At 75.2% G+C, this 20708-nt stretch carries 8 protein-coding genes; all 8 read right to left on the minus strand.

Annotated elements, in window-relative coordinates:
- A partial coding sequence (locus ACZ56B_RS29890) for a type I polyketide synthase (RefSeq protein ID WP_468797285.1) occupies nucleotides 1–11462 on the minus strand: 11462 nt, incomplete at its 3' end.
- A gap of 244 nt (nucleotides 11463–11706) precedes the next feature.
- On the minus strand, nucleotides 11707–12915 hold the full coding sequence (locus ACZ56B_RS29895; RefSeq protein WP_468797287.1) for a glycosyltransferase: 1209 nt from the start codon (nucleotides 12913–12915) through the stop codon (nucleotides 11707–11709).
- 12 nt (nucleotides 12916–12927) lie between these two features.
- Entirely contained in the window at nucleotides 12928–14259 is a 1332-nt protein-coding gene (locus tag ACZ56B_RS29900) for a UDP-glucose dehydrogenase family protein (RefSeq protein ID WP_468797289.1), read from the minus strand.
- A gap of 35 nt (nucleotides 14260–14294) precedes the next feature.
- A complete protein-coding gene (locus tag ACZ56B_RS29905; RefSeq protein WP_468797291.1) occupies nucleotides 14295–15833 on the minus strand; it encodes a GMC oxidoreductase in 1539 nt (512 codons plus the stop codon).
- A gap of 53 nt (nucleotides 15834–15886) precedes the next feature.
- On the minus strand, nucleotides 15887–17350 hold the full coding sequence (locus ACZ56B_RS29910) for an NAD(P)/FAD-dependent oxidoreductase (RefSeq protein WP_468797293.1): 1464 nt from the start codon (nucleotides 17348–17350) through the stop codon (nucleotides 15887–15889).
- Nucleotides 17351–17441: 91 nt separating this feature from the next.
- Entirely contained in the window at nucleotides 17442–18644 is a 1203-nt protein-coding gene (locus ACZ56B_RS29915; RefSeq protein ID WP_468797295.1) for a DegT/DnrJ/EryC1/StrS family aminotransferase, read from the minus strand.
- A 42-nt stretch (nucleotides 18645–18686) separates the two neighbouring features.
- Nucleotides 18687–19349 (minus strand): class I SAM-dependent methyltransferase, encoded by a 663-nt coding sequence (locus ACZ56B_RS29920; RefSeq protein WP_468797297.1) that lies wholly within the window; start codon nucleotides 19347–19349, stop codon nucleotides 18687–18689.
- 28 nt (nucleotides 19350–19377) lie between these two features.
- A complete protein-coding gene (locus ACZ56B_RS29925) occupies nucleotides 19378–20655 on the minus strand; it encodes a glycosyltransferase (RefSeq protein ID WP_468797299.1) in 1278 nt (425 codons plus the stop codon).
- Between the last annotated feature and the right edge of the window lie 53 nt (nucleotides 20656–20708).

The raw sequence follows: 20708 nt of genomic DNA on the forward strand, positions 1-20708 counted from the left end.
GCCTCGGACAACCGCATCAGGACCAGGACACCGGCCCCTTCCGCCCAGCCCGTGCCGTCGGCGCCGTCCGCGAAGGACTTGCACCGGCCGTCGGGGGCGAGGCCGCGCTGGCGGGAGAACTCCACGAACGCCGTCGGGTTGGCCATCACGGTGGCGCCACCGGCCACGGCCGTGTCGCACTCGCCGGAGCGCAGCGCCTGGCAGGCCAGGTGCAGGGCGACGAGCGCCGAGGAGCAGGCGGTGTCGACCGAGACGGCGGGACCCTCGAGGCCGAGGACGTACGAGAGGCGGCCGGAGGCGACGCTGGGGGTGCTGCCGGTGAGCAGGTATCCGGCGGAGTCGCCGGCGGTCTCGTGGACGGAACCGCCGTAGCCGTTGGCGGAGATGCCCGCGTACACGCCGGTGTCGGTGCCGCGCAGGGACGTCGGGTCGATGCCGGCGCGTTCCAGGGCCTCCCAGGCGGTCTCCAGCAGCAGCCGCTGCTGCGGGTCCATCGCCAGGGCCTCGCGCGGGCTGATCCCGAACAGTTCCGCGTCGAAGCCGGCGACGTCGGGAACGAAGCCGCCGAGCCCCGCGAACGGCGTGCCCATGGCTGCGGACGTGGACTCCAGCAGGCCGGGGATGTCCCAGCCCCGGTCGTCGGGGAAGGGCGACATGCGGTCCTCGCCCGCCGTCACGGTTTCCCACAGCTGTTCCGGTGACGCGATGCCGCCGGGGAAGCGGCAGCCCATGCCGACGATCGCGATCGGTTCGTCGGCGGCCGCGGTGGGCCGGGCCGGTGCGGCGGTGTCGGGGGCGGTGCCGCCGAGGAGGCGTTCGCGCAGGTGACCGGCCAGAACGGCCGGGGCGGGGTGGTCGAAGACCAGTGTGGTGGGCAGGGCGAGCCCGGTCGCCGCGGTGAGGCGGTTGCGCAGGTCGACGGCGGTGAGCGAGTCGAAGCCGAGGTCCTTGAAGGCGCGTTCGGGGTCGATGACGGCCGGGGAGGCGTGGCCGAGGACGGCGGCGACCTGGGACTGCACGAGGTCGAGCAGGTGCCGGTCCTGCTCGGCGGCCGGCAGGGCGCGCAGGGTGCGGGCGAGTTCGCCGTCCGGGGTGCCCGGTGTCGGTGCGGCGCCGATCTCGGGGAGGTCGGAGAGGAGGGCGCTGGGCCGGCCGAAGGTGAACGAGGGGGCGAAGCGTTCCCAGTCGACGTCCGCGACGGTGACGCAGCCGCGTCCCTCGGTGAGGGCCTGTTCGAGGGCGGTCAGGGCGGCTTCGGGCGGGAGGAGGTTCAGGCCCCGTTCGCCGAGGTGCTCGGCCACGCCTTCGCCGGTCGCCATGCCGCTGCCGGCCCAGGGGCCCCAGGCGACGGAGGTGGCGGGCAGGCCAAGGGCACGGCGGTGCTGCGCCAGGGCGTCCAGGTAGGCGTTTCCGGCGGCGTAGGCGGCCTGGCCGCCGCTGCCCCACACGGCGGCCACGGACGAGAACAGCACGAACAGGTCCAGGTCGAGGCCCCGGGTCAGGTCGTGCAGATGGCGGGCGCCGGTGACCTTGGCCGCGACGATCTCGGCGAGTTCGGCGGGCGTGGTGTCGGTGAGGGGCGTGTTCTGCGGGAGGCCCGCGGTGTGGACGACGCCGGTGAGCGGGGTTTCGGCGGGAATCTCGGCGAGGAGGTCGCGCAGGGACTGACGGTCGCTCACGTCGCAGGCGGTGAGGGTGACGCGCGCGCCGCGTGCGGTGAGGTCGCGGCGCAGGTCGTCGGCGCCCGGCGCGTCGTCGCCGCTGCGGGAGACGAGGAGCAGGTGCGGGGTGCCGAGGTCGGCGAGGCGGCGGGCGACGTGGGCGCCGAGCGCGCCCGTGCCGCCGGTGACCAGGACCGTGCCGCGAGGGGCCGGGCGGGGGCCGCCGGTGCCGGGGGCGCGCCGGGTGTCGTGCGCGAGGCGTGCGGCGAGGACTCCGGCGGGGCGTACGGCCAGTTGGTCCTCGGTTCCGGCCGCGGCGAGGACCGCGGCGAGGCGCGGCCAGGCGTCGCGGACCGTGTCGTCGGCGGGGAGGTCGACCAGTCCGCCCCAGCGGCGGGGGTGTTCGAGGGCGGCGGTCCGGCCGAAGCCCCAGATCTGGGCCTGGTCGGGGTGGGCGAGCGGTTCACCGGCCGCGACGGCGACGGCGGACCGGGTGACGGCCCACACCGGGGCTTCCAGACCGGCCGTGACGAGGGCTTGGAGGAGGGTGAGGTGCGGCGCGGTCCGGACGGCCGGCTCGCCGGTGGTGCCGGACCGTTCGTCGGTCGTGCCGGGCAGGACGACGAAGCCGGTCAGGTCGTCCGGCGCGGCCTGCCGGATGCGGGCGGCGAGGGTGGCGGGGGTGTCGTCGGCGGCGAGCGCGAGGAGTTCCGCGTCGGCGCCGGCGGCGCGCAGGGCGGCGAGGCAGGGCCCGGCGTCCGGGTCGTGCGCCGCGTCCGGATCGTGCACGGCCACCAGCCAGCGCCCGTCGAGGCGGGCCCCGTCCGGTATCCGTACCGGCTTCCACAGCACCCGGTAGCGCCACCGTTCCTGCGCCGTGCGCTCCTGCTGCCGGCGTCGCCAGTCGGCCAGCGCCGGCAGCAGCGCGTCCAGCGAGGCGCCCCCGGGCAGACCCAGTTCCCGTGCGACGGAGGCCGGGTCGGTGGTGTCGAGGAGCTGCCAGAACGCCGCTTCCGTCCCGTCCCCGGCGGTCTCGGCGGCCGTGGCGGCGGCCTCGGCGGCGCGGTCGGGCAGCCAGAAGCGTTCGCGCTGGAAGGCGTAGGTGGGCAGGTCCACGAGCCGTGCACCGGTGCCCGCGAACACCTCGGCCCAGTCGATCCAGGCGCCCCGCGCGAACAGTTCGCCCACCGCCGTGAGCAGGGCGTCCGCGTCGGCCCGTCCGGTACGGAGGGCGGCGACGGCCACCGCGAGGTCGGGGGCGGTCCGCTGGGCGAGGGTGGCGAGAACGGGGTCGGGGCCGAGTTCCAGGAGCCGGGTGGCGCCGAGTTCGCCGGTGGCGGTGCGTACGGCGTCGTGGAAGAGGACGGGCTGCCGCACCTGGCGCACCCAGTAGTCGGCGGACGCCCAGTCCGCCTCGCGGACCGCTCGGCCCGTGACGGTGCTGACGGCGGGCAGCAGGGGCCGCCGGTAGGTGAGGTCGGCGGCGACGGCCTCGAACTCCGCCAGCATCGGTTCCATCAGCGGCGAGTGGAAGGCGTGCGAGACCCGCAGCCGCGTGGCCCGGCGGCCGTGTTCGCGCGCGGTGTCCAGCACGGCTTCCACGGCGGGCTCGGTACCGGAGACGACCACGGTGCCGGGCCCGTTGACGGCGGCGATCGCCGCGCCGTCCGGGAGCCAGGCCGTCAGCTCCTCCGGGCCGGCCTCGACGGCCGCCATCGCGCCGCCCTCGGGCAGCGCCTGCATCAGCCGGGCCCGGGCTGTCACCAGCCTTGCCGCGTCGGCCAGTTCGAGGACACCGGCCGTGTGGGCGGCGGCGAGTTCGCCGATCGAGTGGCCGAGGACCGCGTCCGGTGTCACGCCCCAGGAACGCAGCAGTTCGGCGAGCGCGACCTGGACGGCGAACAGGGCGGTCTGGGCGTATCCGGTGCGGTCCAGGAGGGCGGCCTCGGGGGTGTCCGGAGCGGCGAACACGACATCGCGGACGGGGAGTTCGAAGCCGGGGGCGCCGGCGAGTTCGGCGTCCAGCAGGGCGCAGGTCTCGTCGAGGGTCTGCGCGAACACCGGGTACCGGTCGTGGAGTTCGCGGCCCATCCCGGGGCGCTGGCTGCCCTGGCCGGTGAACGCCCAGACGGTGCGGCCCTCCGCCGCGGTTCCGGTGACGAGCGCGGCGGTGTCGCCGGCGGCGAGGGCGTCGACGGCGGCGCGCAGGGCGTCCGGGTCGTCGCCGACGAGGACGGCGCGGTGGTCGAGGGCGGCGCGGGCGGTGGCGAGGGTGCGGCCGATGTCGGCGGCCGAGTGGTCGGGGCGCCGGTCGAGGTGGGCGGCGAGGCGGGCGGCCTGGGCGCGCAGCGCCTGCCGGGTGCGGCCGGTGAGTACCCACGGCACCGTGCCGGACGGACGGACCGGTGCGGCGGGGGCGGGGTCGGCCGGGGGCTCCTCCAGGATGACGTGTGCGTTGGTGCCGCTGATGCCGAACGCGGACACACCGGCCCGGCGAGGCCGGTCGCCGGACGTCCAGGGCCGGGGTTCGGTGAGCAGGCGGACGGCACCGGCCTCCCAGTCGACGCGGCGGGACGGCTCGTCCACGTGCAGCGTCGGCGGGAGTTGTCCGGCGCGCAGCGCCAGCACCATCTTGATGACGCCGGCCGCGCCCGCGGCGGCCTGCGTGTGGCCGATGTTGGACTTGACGGAGCCGAGCCACAGCGGCTCCGCGCGGTCGCCGTCGCCGTAGGTCGCCAGCAGTGCCTGGGCCTCGATGGGGTCGCCGAGGCCGGTGCCGGTGCCGTGTGCCTCGACGGCGTCGACGTCGGCCGGGGACAGCCGGGCAGCGGCGAGTGCCTGGCGGATGACGCGCTGCTGCGACGGCCCGTTGGGCGCGGTCAGCCCGTTGGAGGCGCCGTCCTGGTTGACGGCGCTGCCCCGCACCACGGCGAGCACGGGGTGGCCCTGGCGGCGGGCGTCGGAGAGGCGTTCGAGGACGAGGACGGCCGCGCCCTCGGACCAGCCGGTGCCGTCGGCGCCCTCGGCGAACGCCTTGCAGCGGCCGTCGGCGGCCAGCGCGCGCTGCCGGGAGAACTCGACGAAGATGCCGGGCGTCGCCATCACGGTCACGCCGCCCGCGAGAGCCGTGCGGCATTCGCCCTGCCGGATGGCCTGCGCGGCCAGGTGCAGCGCGACCAGGGCGGAGGAGCAGGCGGTGTCGACGGTGAGGGCCGGGCCCTCCAGGCCGAGGGCGTACGAGACCCGGCCGGACAGGACGCTGGCGGCGGAGCCGGTGGCCACGTAGCCCTCGACGTCCGCGCCGCGGTCGTGGGCCGTCTCGCGGTAGTCCTGGCCGTTGGTGCCGGCGAAGACGCCGGTGGCCGTGCCCTTGAGCGACAGCGGGTCGATGCCGGCGCGTTCCAGGGCCTCCCAGGAGGTCTCCAGCAGCAGCCGCTGCTGCGGGTCCATGGCGAGGGCCTCGCGCGGGCTGATGCCGAAGAGCTCGGCGTCGAAGTCGGCCGCGTCGTGCAGGAAGCCGCCGAGGCGCGCGTAGGTCGTGCCGGGGTGACCGGGGTCGGGGTGGTAGAGGTGTTCCACGTCCCAGCCGCGGTCCTCGGGGAACGGCGCCAGCCCGGTCTCCCCTGCCGCGAGCAGGTCCCACAGCTGGTCCGGCGACGAGACCCCGCCGGGGAAGCGGCAGCCCATGCCGACGATGACCACGGGATCGTCGTCGGCGCCGACGGGGGCGAGGGCGGCGCCGCCGCGCTCGATCTCGTCCGCGGTGACACCGAGGAGCCGCGTGCGGAGGAAGGCGGCGAGCGCGGCCGGGGTCGGGTGGTCGAAGACGAGCGTGGTGGGCAGGGGCTGCCCGGTGGCTGCGGAGAGGCGGTGGCGCAGGGTGACGCCGGTGAGGGAGTCGAAGCCGAGGTCCTTGAAGGCGCGGCCCGGTTCGACGGCCGTGCGGTCGGCGTGGCCGAGGACACCGGCGACGTGGTCGAGGACGAGGTCGAGGAGCAGTCGGTCCTGTTCCGCGGCCGTCCGGCCGCGTAGTTCGGCGGCGAGTGCGCCACCGCCCGGTGCGACGCGGTCGGCGCCGGCACGGTCCGTGGGGGCGGCTTCGGGCAGGGCTGCGAGCAGGGGCCGCCGCGTGTGGGCGTTGTCGGCGGCGAACCGGGTCCAGTCGACGTCGACGACGGTGGTGCAGGTGACGTCCTCGTCGAGGGCGCGCTGGAGTGCGGCGACGGCCCGGGACGGCTCCAGCGGGCGGATGCCCTGGCGCCGGAAGTGCTCGGCGACGGTCGCGTCGGCGGCCATGCCGTCGCCGCCCCACGGTCCCCAGGCGATGGAGGTGGCGGGCAGGCCGAGGGCACGCCGGTGCTGGGCGAGCGCGTCGAGGCGGGCGTTGGCGGCGGCGTAGGCGGCCTGTCCGGCGTTGCCCAGGACGCCGGTGACGGAGGAGAACAGGACGAAGGCGTCGAGGTCGCGGTCGCGGGTGAGTTCGTGCAGGTGCTGGGCGGCGCCGGACTTCACGGCCAGGACGCGGGCAAGGCGCTCGGGGGTGAGGTGGTCGGCGAGCCCGTCGTCGAGGACGCCGGCGGCGTGCACGACGGCGGTCGGCTCGTACGCCCCCAGCACGGCGGCGAGGGCTTCCCGGTCGGTGACGTCGCAGGCGGCGAAGGTGACGTCGGTCCCCGACCCGGCGAGCGCGGCCGCGAGTTCGGTGGCCCCGGGGGCGTCGGCGCCTCGCCGGGACACGAGCACGAGCCGTTCGGCGCCGCCGTCGGCGAGCCGGCGGGCGAGGTGCCCGCCGAGGGCTCCGGTGGCGCCGGTGACGAGGACGGTGCCGCGCGGGCTCCAGGACCGTACGGGCTGTCCGTCGGCGTCGCGGACCAGCCGGGCGGCGTGGACACCGGTCGGCCGGATCGCGAGCTGGTCCTCGGTGCCGTCCTCCTGCGTGGCGAGGACGGTCACGAGTCGCTGCCAGAGCCGGGGCTCGGCGTCGACGGGCAGGTCGACGAGGCCGCCCCAGCGGTCCGGTCGCTCCAGTGCCACGACACGGCCGAGGCCCCATACGGCGGCCTGGTCGGGGCACGCCGGGGCCTCGCTCGCCGACACGGCCACGGCACCGCGTGTCACGCACCACACGCGCGCCTCGGGGCAGGCCTGGAGGAGCGTCAGGACGTCGGCGGGGTCGGTGAGCAGCGACAGAACGTGGTCCGGAGCCGTTCCGGCGCACGTCGGCCCGGACACGACGGTCACCTCGGCGCCGGCCGCCCGCAGCGCGGCGGCGGCCGCCTCCGCCCCGGTGTTCTCGTCGGCGGCGACGAGCCACGAGCCGGACGGCGAGCCGGCCGCCGGCAGCCGCACGGGCCGCCAGGCGAGCCGGTACCGCCAACCCGCCAGCTCGGACTCCTCGCGGCGCCTGCGGCGCCAGTCGGACAGCACGGGCAGGACGGCGTCCAGCGGGGCGCCGCTCGGCACGCCCAGCTCGCCCGCGAGCGAGTCCGCGTCGCCCCGGTCGACGAGGTCCCAGAACCCGTCGTCGGCAGGCGCGCCCGTCCCGCGCCGGGTGGGACGGGCGTGGTCGGGCAGCCAGTGGCGCTGCCGCTGGAACGGATAGGTGGGGAGCCCGACGCGTCGGGCGCCGGTTCCGTGGAACAGGGCGGCCCAGTCGACGTCGGTGCCGCGCACGAACAGTTCGGCGACGGCCGCGAGCAGGGTCTCGGGTTCCGGCCGGTCCTTGCGGAGGGCGGCGGCGGCCGGCGCGTCCGCGACCATGGCGGTCAGGACCGGGTCGGGGCCGATCTCCAGGAAACGGGTGGCGCCCCGGGCGCCCGCGGCGCCGAGCGCGTCGTGGAAGCGGACGGGGCGCACGATCTGCTCGGCCCAGTAGTGGGCGCTGGTCCAGTCGCCGTCGCCCAGCGGGGCGCCGGTGAGGGTGCTCACGGCGGCCACGGCCGGCCGGCGGTACGTCACGTCGGCGGCCACGGCGGTGAAGTCGGCCAGGACCGGCTCCATCAGCGGGGAGTGGAAGGCGTGCGAGACGCGCAGCCGGGTCACGCGGTGGCCCGCCGAGCGGGCCCGCTCCATCACCGACTCGACGGCCGCTTCGACGCCGGACACCACGACCGAGGCCGGTCCGTTGACGGCGGCGATCACCGCGCCGTCCACGAGCCACGCGGCGACCCGGTCCTCCGCCGCCTCGACCGCGGCCATCGCACCGCCCTCGGGCGACGCCTGCATCAGCCGGGCACGCGCCGCCACCAGCCGTGCCGCGTCGGGCAGGTCGAGGACACCGGCCGCGTAGGCGGCGGCGAACTCCCCCACCGAGTGCCCGAGCACCAGCTCCGGGACGGTCCCCCACGACCGCAGCAGCGCGACGAGGGCGACCTGGAGCGCGAACAGCGCCGACTGGGCGTAGCCGGTGCCGTTCTCGGCGGTGTCCCCGAACAGCACGTCCCGCACCGGCCGTTCGAGGCCGAGTTCGGCGTCCAGGAGTGCGCACACCTCGTCGAGGGCGGCCGCGAAGACGGGGAAGGCGTCGTACAACTCGCTTCCCATGCCGGGGCGCTGGCTGCCCTGCCCGGTGAACATCCACGCCGTGCGGCCCTCGGTGACGGCGCCGCTGACCACCGGGCCGGGCCGCAGCAGCACGGCCCGGTGCTCCATGACCGCTCGCGTCGTGGCCGACGACCAGCCGATGTCCAGCGGATCGCCGTCCATCGCCGCCAGTCGCTCGACCTGCGCCCGCAGCGCGTCCGCGGACCGTGCCGACACCACCCACGGCACGACCGGCAGCCCGGCCGTCGGGGTGCCCCTGTCCGTCTGCTCGGCGGCGGGCGCCTCCTCCAGGACGAGGTGCGCGTTGGTGCCGCTGATGCCGAAGGAGGACACGCCGGCGCGGCGCGGCCGTTCACCGCGCGGCCAGGGCCGTTCCTCCTGGAGCAGCCGCAGCGGGCCGTCCGCCCAGTCGATGTGCGGTGACGGCCGGTCGGCGTGGAGGGTGCGCGGCAGGCGTTCCGCCCGCAGCGCCAGCACCATCTTGATGATCCCGGCGACACCGGCGGCGGCCTGCGTGTGGCCGATGTTCGACTTCACCGAGCCGAGCCACAGCGGGGTGTCGCGGTCGGGCCCGTAGGCGGTGGCCAGGGCGTGGGCCTCGATCGGGTCGCCGAGGCGGGTGCCGGTGCCGTGGGCCTCCACGGCGTCGACGTCCGCCGGGTCGAGGCCGGCCGCGGCGAGTGCCCGCCGGATGACGCGCTGCTGCGCGGGGCCGCTGGGCGCGGTGAGGCCGTTGGAGGCGCCGTCCTGGTTGACGGCGCTGCCGCGGATCACGGCGAGGACGTCGTGGCCGAGCCGGCGGGCCTCGGAGAGCCGCATCAGGACGAGCATGCCGACGCCCTCGCTGAGCGAGAAGCCGTCGGCCTCGGCGGAGAACGCCTTGCTGCGGCCGTCCGCGGCGAGAGCGCGCTGCCGGGAGAACTCGGCGAGCATGCCGGGTCCGGCGACGACCGTGGCGCCGCCGGCGAGGGCGGCCGTGGCGGTGCCGCCGCGCAGGGCCTCGCAGGCGAGGTGGACGGCGACGAGGGAGGAGGAGCAGGCGGTGTCGACGGTGAGGGCCGGGCCCTCCAGGCCGAGGGTGTAGGAGATGCGGCCGGAGGCGACGCTGACGGCGTTGCCGGTGAGGACGTGCCCGGCGACGTCCGTGGCGGAGGTGTCGGCGGCGCGGCCGTAGTCGGCGGTCATCAGGCCGAGGTAGACGCCGGTGGCGGTGCCGCGCAGGGACGTCGGGTCGATGCCCGCGCGTTCCAGGGCCTCCCAGGAGGTCTCCAGCAGGAGCCGCTGCTGGGGGTCCATGGCCAGGGCCTCGCGCGGGCTGATGCCGAAGAAGGCGGCGTCGAAGTCGGCGGCTCCGCGCAGGAATCCGCCTTCGCGCTGGTAGAAGCTTCCGGGTGCGGTGCCGGTCGGGTCGTAGCGGCCGGCGATGTCCCAGCCGCGGTCGTCGGGGAGCGCGGTGACGGCGTCGGTGCCGTCGAGGAGCAGCCGCCACAGGGCCTCGGGCGTGTCGGCGTCACCGGCGAACCGGCAGGCCATGCCGACGACGGCGATGGGCTCGTCGCGGCGGCCGGGGCCGTCCGTGGCCGCCTGCACGGGTGCGGTGCGGCCGTGGAGCTGGTCGTGGAGGTGGTGGCCGAGGGCGGCGGGGGTCGGGTAGTCGAAGGCGACCGTCGGGGCGAGGGTCAGCCCGGTGGCGGCGCGCAGGCGGTCGCGGACGGCCACGGCGGTGGCCGACTCGACGCCCTGGTCGCGGAAGGACACGTGGGCGGGGGCGGGCGCGGGCAGGCCGAGCAGGTCGGTGACCTGGTCGCGGACGAGGTCGACGAGGGCGTCGCGCCGGTCGCGTTCGGGCAGCCCGCTCAGGCGGGCCCGCAGTGCGGCGGCCCGGGCTCCGCCGGGGTGTCCGTCCGGCTCCGGGTCCTCGGCGGCGGCGGCGTCCGCGAGGCCGGCGGGCAGCTCCGCCGGGGTGGTGTCCGGGTCGTGGAGGGCGGCCCAGTCGGGGTCGCCGCCGTTGGTCCAGTACTCGGCGACCGCGTGCAGGAAGCGGTCCGCTCCGCCGTCGTCGCGGCGCAGGGTGGCCTGGACGGTGACGTCGGCGCGGCCCGCGACGGTCTCCACGGCGGTGGTGAGCAGGGGGTGCGGGCTGATCTCGACGAAGTGGCGGTGTCCGGCGTCGAGCGTGGCGCGGATCGTGGCGACGAACTCGACGGTGTCCCGCAGGGAGGCGGCCCAGTGGCCGGCGTCGAGCGCGGCCCCGTCGAGCGGGCCGCCGGCGGAGGCCGCGTAGAGGGGGACGCGGGCGGCTCTGGGGGTGATGTCCGCGAGCTCGGTGCGGATCCGGTCGGTGATCTCGTCGATGTGGGGTGAGTGCGCGGCGACGCCGTAGTCCACGGTGCGGGCCCTGACGCCCTCGGCGGTCAGTTCGGCGAGGAGTTCGGCGGCGGCGTCCGCGTCGCCGGAGACCACGCCGTTGTCGGGCCCGTTGACGGCGCCGACGACGAGCCTGCCCCGCCAGGGTTCGAGGCGTTCCCGGAGGTGTTCGACGGGCATCAGGACGGACACCATGTCGCCGCGGCCGTGCAGGGGGCGTTGCGCGGTGCTCCAGGTGGCGGCGGCGCGTGCCGCGTCGTCGAGGGTGAGGGCGCCCGCGACGCAGGCGGCGGCGATCTCGCCGAGGCTGTGTCCGACCACGGCGGCGGGCCGCACCCCGGCCGCCTCCCACACGGCCGCCAGGGACACCATCACGGCGAACAGCGCGGGCTGGACGACGTCGGGCCCGGTGAGGTCCGTACCGTCCCGGAGGACGTCCAGGAGGTTGCGGCCCAGGTGCGGGGCGAGCGCGTCGGCGCACTCGGTCATGCGCCGGGCGAACACCGGGGAGGCGGTGAGGAGCTCGCGGGCCATGCCCGGCCACTGGGAGCCGTGGCCGGGGAAGACGAAGACGGGTCCGGACTCCCGGGCGGCGTGCCTGCCCTCGGTGACGTGGCCGGAGGCGGTTCCCTCGGCCAGGGCGTCCAGGCCCGCGGCCAGTTGCTCCGCGGTGGCGGCGGTGATCGCGGCACGGTAGGGGTGGTTCGGGTCGGCGGCCTGCAGGAGGGCCGCGGCGATCGCGTCCGGTGTGCCGTCCGGTGCGAGGGGGCGCAGCAGGCGGGCCTGCTCCCGCACGGCCCGGGTGCCCCGTCCGGTGAGGAGCCAGGGGCGTGGGATGCCCTGGCCCGGGAACGGGTGGGCGGCCGAGGTGGAGCGAGCTTGATCGGACACGTTCTCTCCCGCGGGTGACTCGTGCGCCACGTGTTCGGAACTGGGCCGGGCCGGGTGGGGGTCGTCTGGGCGCGCGGTGACCGGGGAGGTGGGGGCCGGATCCGTTCGCGCCTACGGTTTCGATTATTCGGACGGGCGACTGGGGGAATCCCTACAAGCCGGTGGATGTGCGGCGCCGGACACGGCGACGCCGACGGGCCGGTGCGGCCGCGTCGGCGTGCGGGGGGGGTGCCGGCCTGCGACGTCAGGTGAGGGCCAGGCGTTCCAGGTGCGCCACGGCCGTGTCGATGCCGGGCAGTGCGAGCATCTCGTGCTGGGCGCGGCGGACCTCGATGGCGGCCCGGTCGTCGCGGAGCAGCCGGCGGCAGGCCTCCAGCATGGGTTCGGTGCCGCGTGCGGCGATGTGTTCGCCGAGTCCGAGGTCCGTGACGCGCTGCGCGTTGTACTGCTGGTCGCCGAACATGGGCCGTACCGCCATGGGTACGCCGGCGCGTACGGCTTCGCGGATGCTGTTGTAGCCGCCGTGGGTGAGGAACAACGCGGCGTGCTCGAGCAGGAGTTGCTGCGGGAAGCGGTCGACGATGCGGACGTGGGGCGCCGCGCGGTGGGTGTCGACGGGCATGCCGAGGGTGGAGACGACGGCCGTGCAGTCCAGTTCGGACAGCGCCTCCACCACCGTGTCGAGGGGTTCCGCGGGGTCGTACACGGGGATGGGGGCGCCGAATTCGCGGGCTTTGTCGAGGAATTCGAGGACCGTGGCGGGCAGGCCGGTGCCGAGGGAGGCCAGGATCAGGGGCCGGTCGGCTCGCAGGCCGGTGAACCAGTCGGGGAGGGTTTCGCCCCGGGTGACGGCGCGGGGCTGCCGGTAGGCGACGGCGGCCGGTGCGAGGGGGCGGGCGAAGGAGTAGGAGGCGGGCATGCAGTCGAGGCGGCCGTGCCGGTACACGGCGACCGGGTCGTCCCGCTCGGGCAGGCCCAGTGAGCGGCGTCGGTCGTTGAGCAGGGGCAGGATCAGCTCGGGGTCGAGGAACTGGCCGGAGCCGGAGGGGGCGGGGACCTGCGGCACGTTCAGGGTCTCGGCGACGAGCAGCGCGGCGAACTCGTAGCCGTCGCGCAGGATCACGTCGGGACGGAAGTCGCGGGCGAGGGGCAGCAGCAGGCCGTAGGCGTCGGCGAGTTGGGGTCCGCAGGCGAGGGCGGCCCACAGGTCGTGGGCGAAGCGGCTGAACTCCTCGGGGATGGGCAGCTTGCCTTCGAACAGCAGCCGCATGCCCTGGGCGGTGATGTCCGGGTACACGCCCTCGACATGGGCCTTCTCGCCGTCCAGGATCGGCGCGAGCCGGTCGGCGGTGACCACGAGGACGTCGTGTCCGCCCTCGCCGAGCGCGCGGATCAGCGGCAGGCAGGCCCGTACGTGGGAGGGGGATCCGGTGATGCTGCACAGCACCCGCATGGGTGAACCTTTCTAGGCGTGGGTCAGGGCGGGCTCGACGGGGCCGGTGCCGGTCCCGTGCCAGGCCAGGCCCGCGGCGCTGAGCGCGTCCGGATCCAGGTGGTTGCGGGTGTCGACGACGACCGGCTGGTGCAGTGCGGCGGCGATCCGGGTCCAGTCGAGGGTCCGGTACTGCGGCCATTCGGTGCCCAGGACGAGGGCGGAGGCGCCCTTGGCGGCCTGGTGCGGGTCGTCGACGACCGTGATGCCGTCCGGCAGTCCGGCGGTCCGGGTGGTGGGGACCGCGGGGTCGTGGGCGGTGATGTCGGCGCCGCGGCGGGCGAGTTCGGCGGCGAGGGCGAGGGCGGGCGAGTCCCGCAGGTCGTCGGTGCCGGCCTTGAAGGTGAGCCCGAGCAGGCCGATCCGTACGCCGTCCAGCGGGGCCGCGCCGCCGCTGCCGCACAGCCGGGCGATCTTCGCGGCGATCCGGGCCCGCTGGTGGGTGTTGGTGTCGATGGCGGCCCGCACCAGCGGGAAGTCCACGCCGACGGCGTCGGCCGTGCTGAGCATGGCGCGGGTGTCCTTGGGGAGGCAGGAGCCTCCCCAGCCGGGCCCGGGCATCAGGAACGCGCCGCCGATGCGGTGGTCCCGGCCGAGGGCCGCGGTGACCCGGCCGATGTCGGCGCCGACCTGTTCGCACAGCTCGGCGATGGTGTTGACGTAGGAGAGCTTGACGGCGAGGAAGCAGTTCGCGGCGTACTTCACGAGTTCGGCGCTGGCCGCGTCGGTGGTCAGGACGGGCGCGTCGACGCCCGCGTACAGTTCGGCGACCTGTGCGGCGGCCCACGGGCTGTCCGAGCCGATGACCACCCGGTCGGGCCGGAGGAAGTCCCGCACGGAGGTGCCTTCGCGGAGGAACTCCGGGTTGCTGACCACGCCGACGTCGGGCCGGCCGAGGGCGGCGGTGACGCGGGCCGCGGTGCCGACGGGCACGGTCGACTTGGTGACCAGGACGCTGTCGGGTTCCAGCAGCGGCCGGATCTCCTCGACGACCGCGTCCACGGCGGTCAGATCGGCGTGGCCGTCGGCGCCGGTGGGGGTGCCCACGCACACGAACACGGTCCGGGCGCCCCGTACGGCCCCGGCGGCGCCGACGACGAAACGGAGCCGGCCGGTGTCCAGTCCCTCACGGACGAGTTCCGGCAGGCCGTCCTCGAGGATCCGCACCCGGCCGCGGTTGAGTTCCGCGACCTTCTCGGGGTCCAGGTCGGCGCAGACCACCCGGTGCCCGAGTGACGCCAGGCAGGCCCCGGCGGTGAGACCCACATAGCCGGTGCCGATGACGGCGATGTTGTGCCGGTGCACGGCGGCCACCTCGTTTCTCGGTAACTTCGCTGCGGTCAGACGCCGACGAGCCGGGCGCTGATGGACGCCGCGGCACGGACGGCCAGGGCCACGCTGAACAGCGTGGGGTTGACGGCGGTGGAGGTCGGGATGACGCCGTTGCCGCCGACGTAGAGGTTGTCGAAGCCCCACACGCGGCAGTCGGTGTCGCACACCGAGGTGCCGTCGTCGGCGGGGCCCATGCGGACGGTGCCCTGGTAGTGCTTGGAGCTGCCCGCCGGGAACAGTTCGGGGCGTTCCAGGAACTCGCCGCCGAGGGCTTCGGCGATCGTCTCCTGGTCCCGGCGGGCCTGTTCGGCGCCCGCCAGGTCGCGGTCGGTGAGGTCGTAGTGGAGGGTCATTCTCGGCATGTCGTAGGCGTCGGCCTCGCTGGTGGAGAACTCGATGCGGTCCTCGGCGCGGATCTCCTTGGCGCCGTACCAGACCATGCCGACGAACAGGGCGGGGTCGACGCCTTCCAGGGGTGAGGTGTCGATGGTCATGACCTGCCCGTGGTTGCGCCGCCCGGGATCGGCGAACGGCACCCAGAAACGGCCGGTCTCCAGATCGCGGATGTCGCCGCCGAAGTCGACCGTGCCGCGCGCCTCGGCGCCGGCCGTGGGCCCGTCCTTGACGTGCACGGAACTGACCGTCTTGGGCTGGTCGTTGAGGTAGCGGCCGAGTGCTTCGGGGCGGATGCCGGACGCCCACAGCAGCTGCGGGGTGCGCAACGCGTCGGCGGCTACCGCGACGGCGGAGGCGCGGACGGCGAACTCGGTGCCGGTCGGCAGGTGCTCGAGGAGGGCCCCGGTGACCTTGCGACCGGTGAACAGCAGTCGTCGGCACATGGTCTCGTCGGCGATGCGGAACCGCCCGTCGGCGGCGGTGGCGCCGGCGCCGGCGAGCGGCCCGAGGACGGTGTCGGGGCCCGCCCACAGGGGCCGGCGGCCGGGGCGCGGGGTGCAGGCGAGCGGCATCGGGCCGACGTGCCGGCCGGTCGGGTAGTCACCGTCGAACAGTTCGCCGAGCGTCTTGAGGACGAGGTCGCCGGCCTGGGTGGCCGGGTAGGCCTCGCGGGTGACCGACAGCAGGTGCTCGGCGACGGTCAGGGCCCCGTCGAGGTCGCCGTCGGACAGGAACGGCACGCGTTCGCTGTCGAGGGGTCGGGGCGCGGTGCACGCCCAGTGCACGCCCATGCCGCCGACGTTGCTGGACATGACGGCGGCGGGCATGCCGTTCTGTTCCGGCTCCTCCGCGCGGCGGGGCCTGAGCAGGTGGGTGCCTCGGTCGGCGTACTTCTTGACCAGGGCGCCGTCCTCGCCCGGCGCCGTCTCCGGGTCGCGCCCCTGGGAGCGCGTCTGCGCGGCGGACCGTTCCTGCGCGGGCAGGTTGCCGAGGTGGAGGCCGGCCTGCCCGGTCAGGCGCGGACCGAGGTCGACCATCAGGATGCGGGCGTGCGGCACGGCGTCGTACACCCGGCGGGCGATGGCGGACCCCACGGGGCCGCTTCCGACGACGAGCAGATCGACCGTCGGCGGAAGTTCGGGACGGCTCATGGCGGTGCGACTCTCCTTCTGTGCGGTGGGGGCCGTGCGCGGTGGGGGCGGCGTCACAGGGCGGCGCGGCTCGCGGCGTAGTACTCGCGGACCTGCTTGGCGAACTGCGGGTTCATCTGCGCCTTGGCGAGGATCTCGGCGGGCGGGGTGTACTCGTCGTCGAGGTCGTTCGCGAACCTGGTGAAGCCGGCGCGCAGCTGGGTCTCGATGACGGCCGGCCAGGCGTTGGGGATCCGCCACTCGTCCTCATAGCCGGTGGCGAGCAGGTGGGTGACGGCGGTCTCGACGACGTCGGCGCGGCTGTGGGCCTGGGTGGGCCTGCGGACGGGCTCGAACACGGACAGGTCGTGCCGGGTGTCCTCGCCGAGGATGCGGCGGGCCATCTCGTCGGCGAGCAGCGGCGACAGGTGGAGGCCGTCGCGGTAGGTGCCGGTCATCATCCACAGGCCGTCGAGGCCCGCGCTGCCGACGAGCGGGAAGCCGTCGAAGGCGACGGGCCGGTTGCCGACCTGGATCTTCTCGATGCCGGCGGTGTCGAGGTCACGGCGGAGCTGGCGCAGGGCGCAGCCGAGCAGGAAGGTGGCGTCGCGGATGGACGGCACGTCGGCGGGCTCGGGCTCGATGGCGTTGGTGGCGCCGAGGTAGACGTGGCCCTGGCCGCGGGGCACGAGGTGCAGGCCGCAGGCGAAGGCGCGGTTGGGGGTGCGCAGCACGCTGGTGGGGCCGGGCACGTCGGGGTTGACGCGGGCGACGACGGACACGCCGACGCCGGCGCACAGCCGCGGGACGGTGCCGTGGACGGCGGGCACGGTGTCGAGGAGCCGCTGGGAGGCGGCGCCCGCGGCGAGGACGACGTGCCCGGCGGTCAGGGTGTCGCCGCTGGTGAGGCGCACGCCGTCGATGCGGTCGCCGTTGCCGACGAGGCTTTCGCCGAAGCCGTCCAGGAGGGTGCCGCCGGCCTTCAGGAACGCGGTCTCCAGGCGGGCGAGCAGACGGCCGGAGTCGACGGCGTGCTCGCCGGGGATGAACATGCCCATCAGGGGGCGGGCCAGCGGGTCGGGGTCGAGCCAGGGCAGCTCGGCCGGGTCGATGTCCTCGTACGGTTCCTTGTACTCGTCGAGGGTCTTGCGGATGGCGGCGTAGTTGGCGGAGTCGATGCCGGGCACGCCCACCGAGTTGAGCAGCATCACGGTGCCGCTGGCGCAGCGCAGGTCCTCGGTCTCGCCGCTCTCCTCGGCCAGCTGGGCCAGCCAGTCGTCCCACAGGCGGGTGGCGCGGACGCCGAGGTCGAGCTTGGCGCGGCCCTGCTCGCTGGCGACGAGGGTGGAGGTGACCTCGCCGAAGGTGCCGAGCATGGCGCCGGCGGCGGTGGAGGCGGCCCAGGGCCGGTCGGTGCGGCCGAGGACGGCCACGCGGGTGCCGCGGCGGGCGAGGGTGAGGCCCAGGGACAGGCCGAGGACTCCGTTGCCGACGACGAGGACCTCGAAGGTCCGGCCGGCCGGGTTGTCGCTGGTCATCGCTTTCGTTCCCATCCTGTGAACGCCGCGCCGGGCGCGGGGGGTCGGAGTCGGTGGTGAGGGTCGGGGGCGGGCGTGGGAGCCGCGGGGGTCAGGCCGCCGGCTTCGTGCCGGTACGGGGCAGTTCGGTGAGGACCTTGGCGACGGCGGTCGCGATGTCGTCGACGTCCCGCCGGGTCCCGAGCAGGGCCTGGTGCGGGATCATCACGCCGTCGCGGCCGACGCGTTCGGCGTTGGGGCAGCGTTCGGCGAGTTCGTGCGGGTCCGCCTCGCCGGTCGGACCGGTCCAGAAGGCGTCGGTGCGGTGCAGGGGCGGGTAGCTGCCGAAGGCGGGGATGCCCTCCATCAGCAGGGCGAGGGCGACGGTGTCGCGGTCGACTCCGCCGAGCTCGTCCTGGTCGAGGACGAAGGTGGTCATGTAGTGCGGGGTGGCCGTGCAGCGCGGGTCGCGGCCCTGCAGCCGGATGCCGGGCACGGCACCGAGCGCGGCGGCCAGTTCGGCGTACCGGGTGGCGCGGCGGGCGTTCTGCGCGGCGAACCGGGTGAGCTGGGCGCGGAGCACGGCCGCGGTGAACTCGGAGATGCGGAAGTTGGAGGAGGCGGTGGCGAGGCGCAGTTCGCGGGTGCGGCCGCAGTTGTGCCGCATCCAGGCGTCCTCGTAGGAGTCGTCGTCGGGCAGCAGCAGGGCGCCGCCCTCCCCCGCGGTGAGCACCTTGGAGCTCTGGAAGGAGAACGTGGCGACCGAGCCGAGCGCGCCGAGGCCCTTGCCCTGCCAGGTCGCGCCGTGCGCCTGCGCGGCGTCCTGGATGACGCGCACGCCGCGGCGTCCGGCCCAGGCGGTGATGGCGTCCATGTCGGCGACGTGGCCGCCGATGTGGACGGGGATCACGGCGCGGGTGCGGTCCGTGGCGACGGCGTCGAGCGCGGCCGGGTCCAGGCAGAAGGTCTCCGGGTCGACGTCGACGGGCACGGGGACACCGCCGCGCCGCTGGACGGCGGTGGACGTCGCCACGAACGTGTACGCGGGGACGATGACTTCCTCGCCGGGTCCGATCCCCGCGATCTCCAGGGCGAGTTCGAGGGCGTGGGAGCCGTTGGTGACGGCGAGCGCGGCGGGCGCCTGGTGGAGTTCGGCGAACTCCCGCTCGAAGGCCCGGACCTCCTTGCCGCCGTGCCGTGACCAGTCACCCTGCTCCAGGGCGCGGATCAGGGCGAGGCTCTCCGCCTCGTCGTACTCGGGCCAGCGCGGGAAGGGCCGTTCGCGCACCTTGGGCCCGCCGTTCAGGGCCAGCATGGGCCTCTCCTTCTCGGGGTTCGCCGTGGGGCGGGGGACGGGTCAGCCGGGGTAGGTGCCGAAGGCGGTGCGGGTGCCGTACGGGTCGAGTTCCATGGGGAGTCCGCACTCGTCCTGCCAGCGCTTGGTGATCTCCACGCCCTCGGAGCGGTTCACGTCGTCGAGCATCACGGTGGCGCCGGGCGCGAGGAGGTCCTTCAGGACGGGCACGGCCGGGTAGCGGGCCATCTTGCGGCCCTGTTCCCAGCCGGGCGGGCCGTCGACGAGCAGCAGGTCGATCGGGCCGTGCTTGTCGGTGAAGGCGCCGACCTCGGCGGTGACCGTCTCCGGTTCGTACCAGTCGACGCGCTTGACGGCGGCCGGGTGTTCGGCGAGCGGGGCGTGCACGACGCGTGCGACGTCACCGAGGCCTTCACGCGTCAGCTGCCGGTCGACCCAGGTGGCCCACTTCTCGTCGTGCTCCAGGGAGAGCACGTTGCCGTGGCCGCGCTGGGCGAGGAAGCGGGCGAACACGACGGTGGAGGTGCCGCTGCCGCACTCGACGATCACCCTGCGGTCGTTGAGGGCGATGTCGTCGAGCAGCTTGACCAGGGCGCCGGGCCGCAGCGACCACGCGGAGAACGGCAGGTACTGGCCGTTCAGCAGCGGGGCGAGCCTGATCCACGAGGCCAGGTCGTAGAACGCCCGGAGGAACTGTGCTTCCATCTGCCTGCTCCTGTCTGGGTCTCGGGTCTCAGCGGCCGGCGAGGGCGACGAGGTGGTCGACGGCGGCGGTGACGGGCGGCAGGGCGAGCATGTGCCGCTGTGCGGTGCGGGCGGCGTGGGTGTAGCCGGGTTCGCTCAGCAGCCGTTCGACGGTTGCGGCCACGTCGTCGGCGCCGGCGCTCGGCACGCGCAGGCCGAGACCCAGGTCGGTGACGCGGGAGGCGTTGTGGGCCTGGTCGCTCAGTTCGGGCAGCACGGCCATGGGCACACCGGCCCGGACGGCCTCGCGGACGCTGTTGTAGCCGCCGTGCGTGAACAGCAGCTGGGCGGTCTCCAGCAGGAGCGGCTGCGGGATGGTGTCGTGGACGACGACGTTGTCGCCGATCGCGGCGGGGTCGACGGGCATGCCGCGGGTGGCGACGACGGCCGTGCAGTCCACCTGGGACAGGCCCTTGACGACGGTGGTGAGCGGGTTGGCGTCGCCGGGCATGAGCGCGTTGACGACCATCGCCGGGTCGGCCTCGACGCCGTCCATGCCCTCGAAGAGGTGCCCGGCGACCACGCCGTCGAAGAACAGGTCGAGGATGCGCGGGAAGACGGTGCTGTGCATCAGCGACGCGAACACGTTGGTGCTGGAGACCACCACGAGCGGCTTGTCGCCGGGGATGTCCCGCAGCCACTCCGGTCCGGTCTCGGTGCGCACGATGGTGGCCGGCTGCTGGTAGGCGAAGGTGCCGTCGATGTCGTGCGCGGTGAACGCGTAGTCGGGCGGCATGCAGTCGAAGCGGCCGTGGGCGTGGATCGCCCCGGCCGACTCCTGCTCGGGCAGGCCGAGTTCGGCACGGCGTACGTTCAGCTCGGCCAGGGCCAGCTTCGGGTCGAGGTACTGGCCGCCGCCGGAGGGGGCGGTCACGTGCGGGACGCCCAGGGTCTCGGCGACCAGGTAGCCGGCGAACTCGACACCGCTGCGCAGGATGATGTCCGGCTTGAACTCCTCCGCCACGTCCAGGAGTTGCCGGTAGGCGTCGGTGACGTGCGGGCCGCAGGCGGTGGCGAGCAGGGTCTGCGCGGAGAACGGGTCGGCGGGGACGAAGTCGATGCGCTTCTGCTGCAGCAGGCTGAGCACGATCTCGGCCATGTCGGTGAACAGCGGCAGGACGCGGATCTCCTCGCCCGCGAAGACGTCCGCCATCTCCGGCGGCGACACCACGGTGACCTCGTGGCCGGCCTGCGCCGCGGCGCGGGCCAGCGGCAGCAGGGCACGGGCGTTGGAGGGCGACAGCGCGAGACTGCAAAGAATGCGCACAACCATTCCTTTCCGTACGGAAGCGACGTTCGGTGGCTTCGGCGGAACGGGGC

The organism is Streptomyces sp. NPDC034670 (assembly GCF_055574875.1).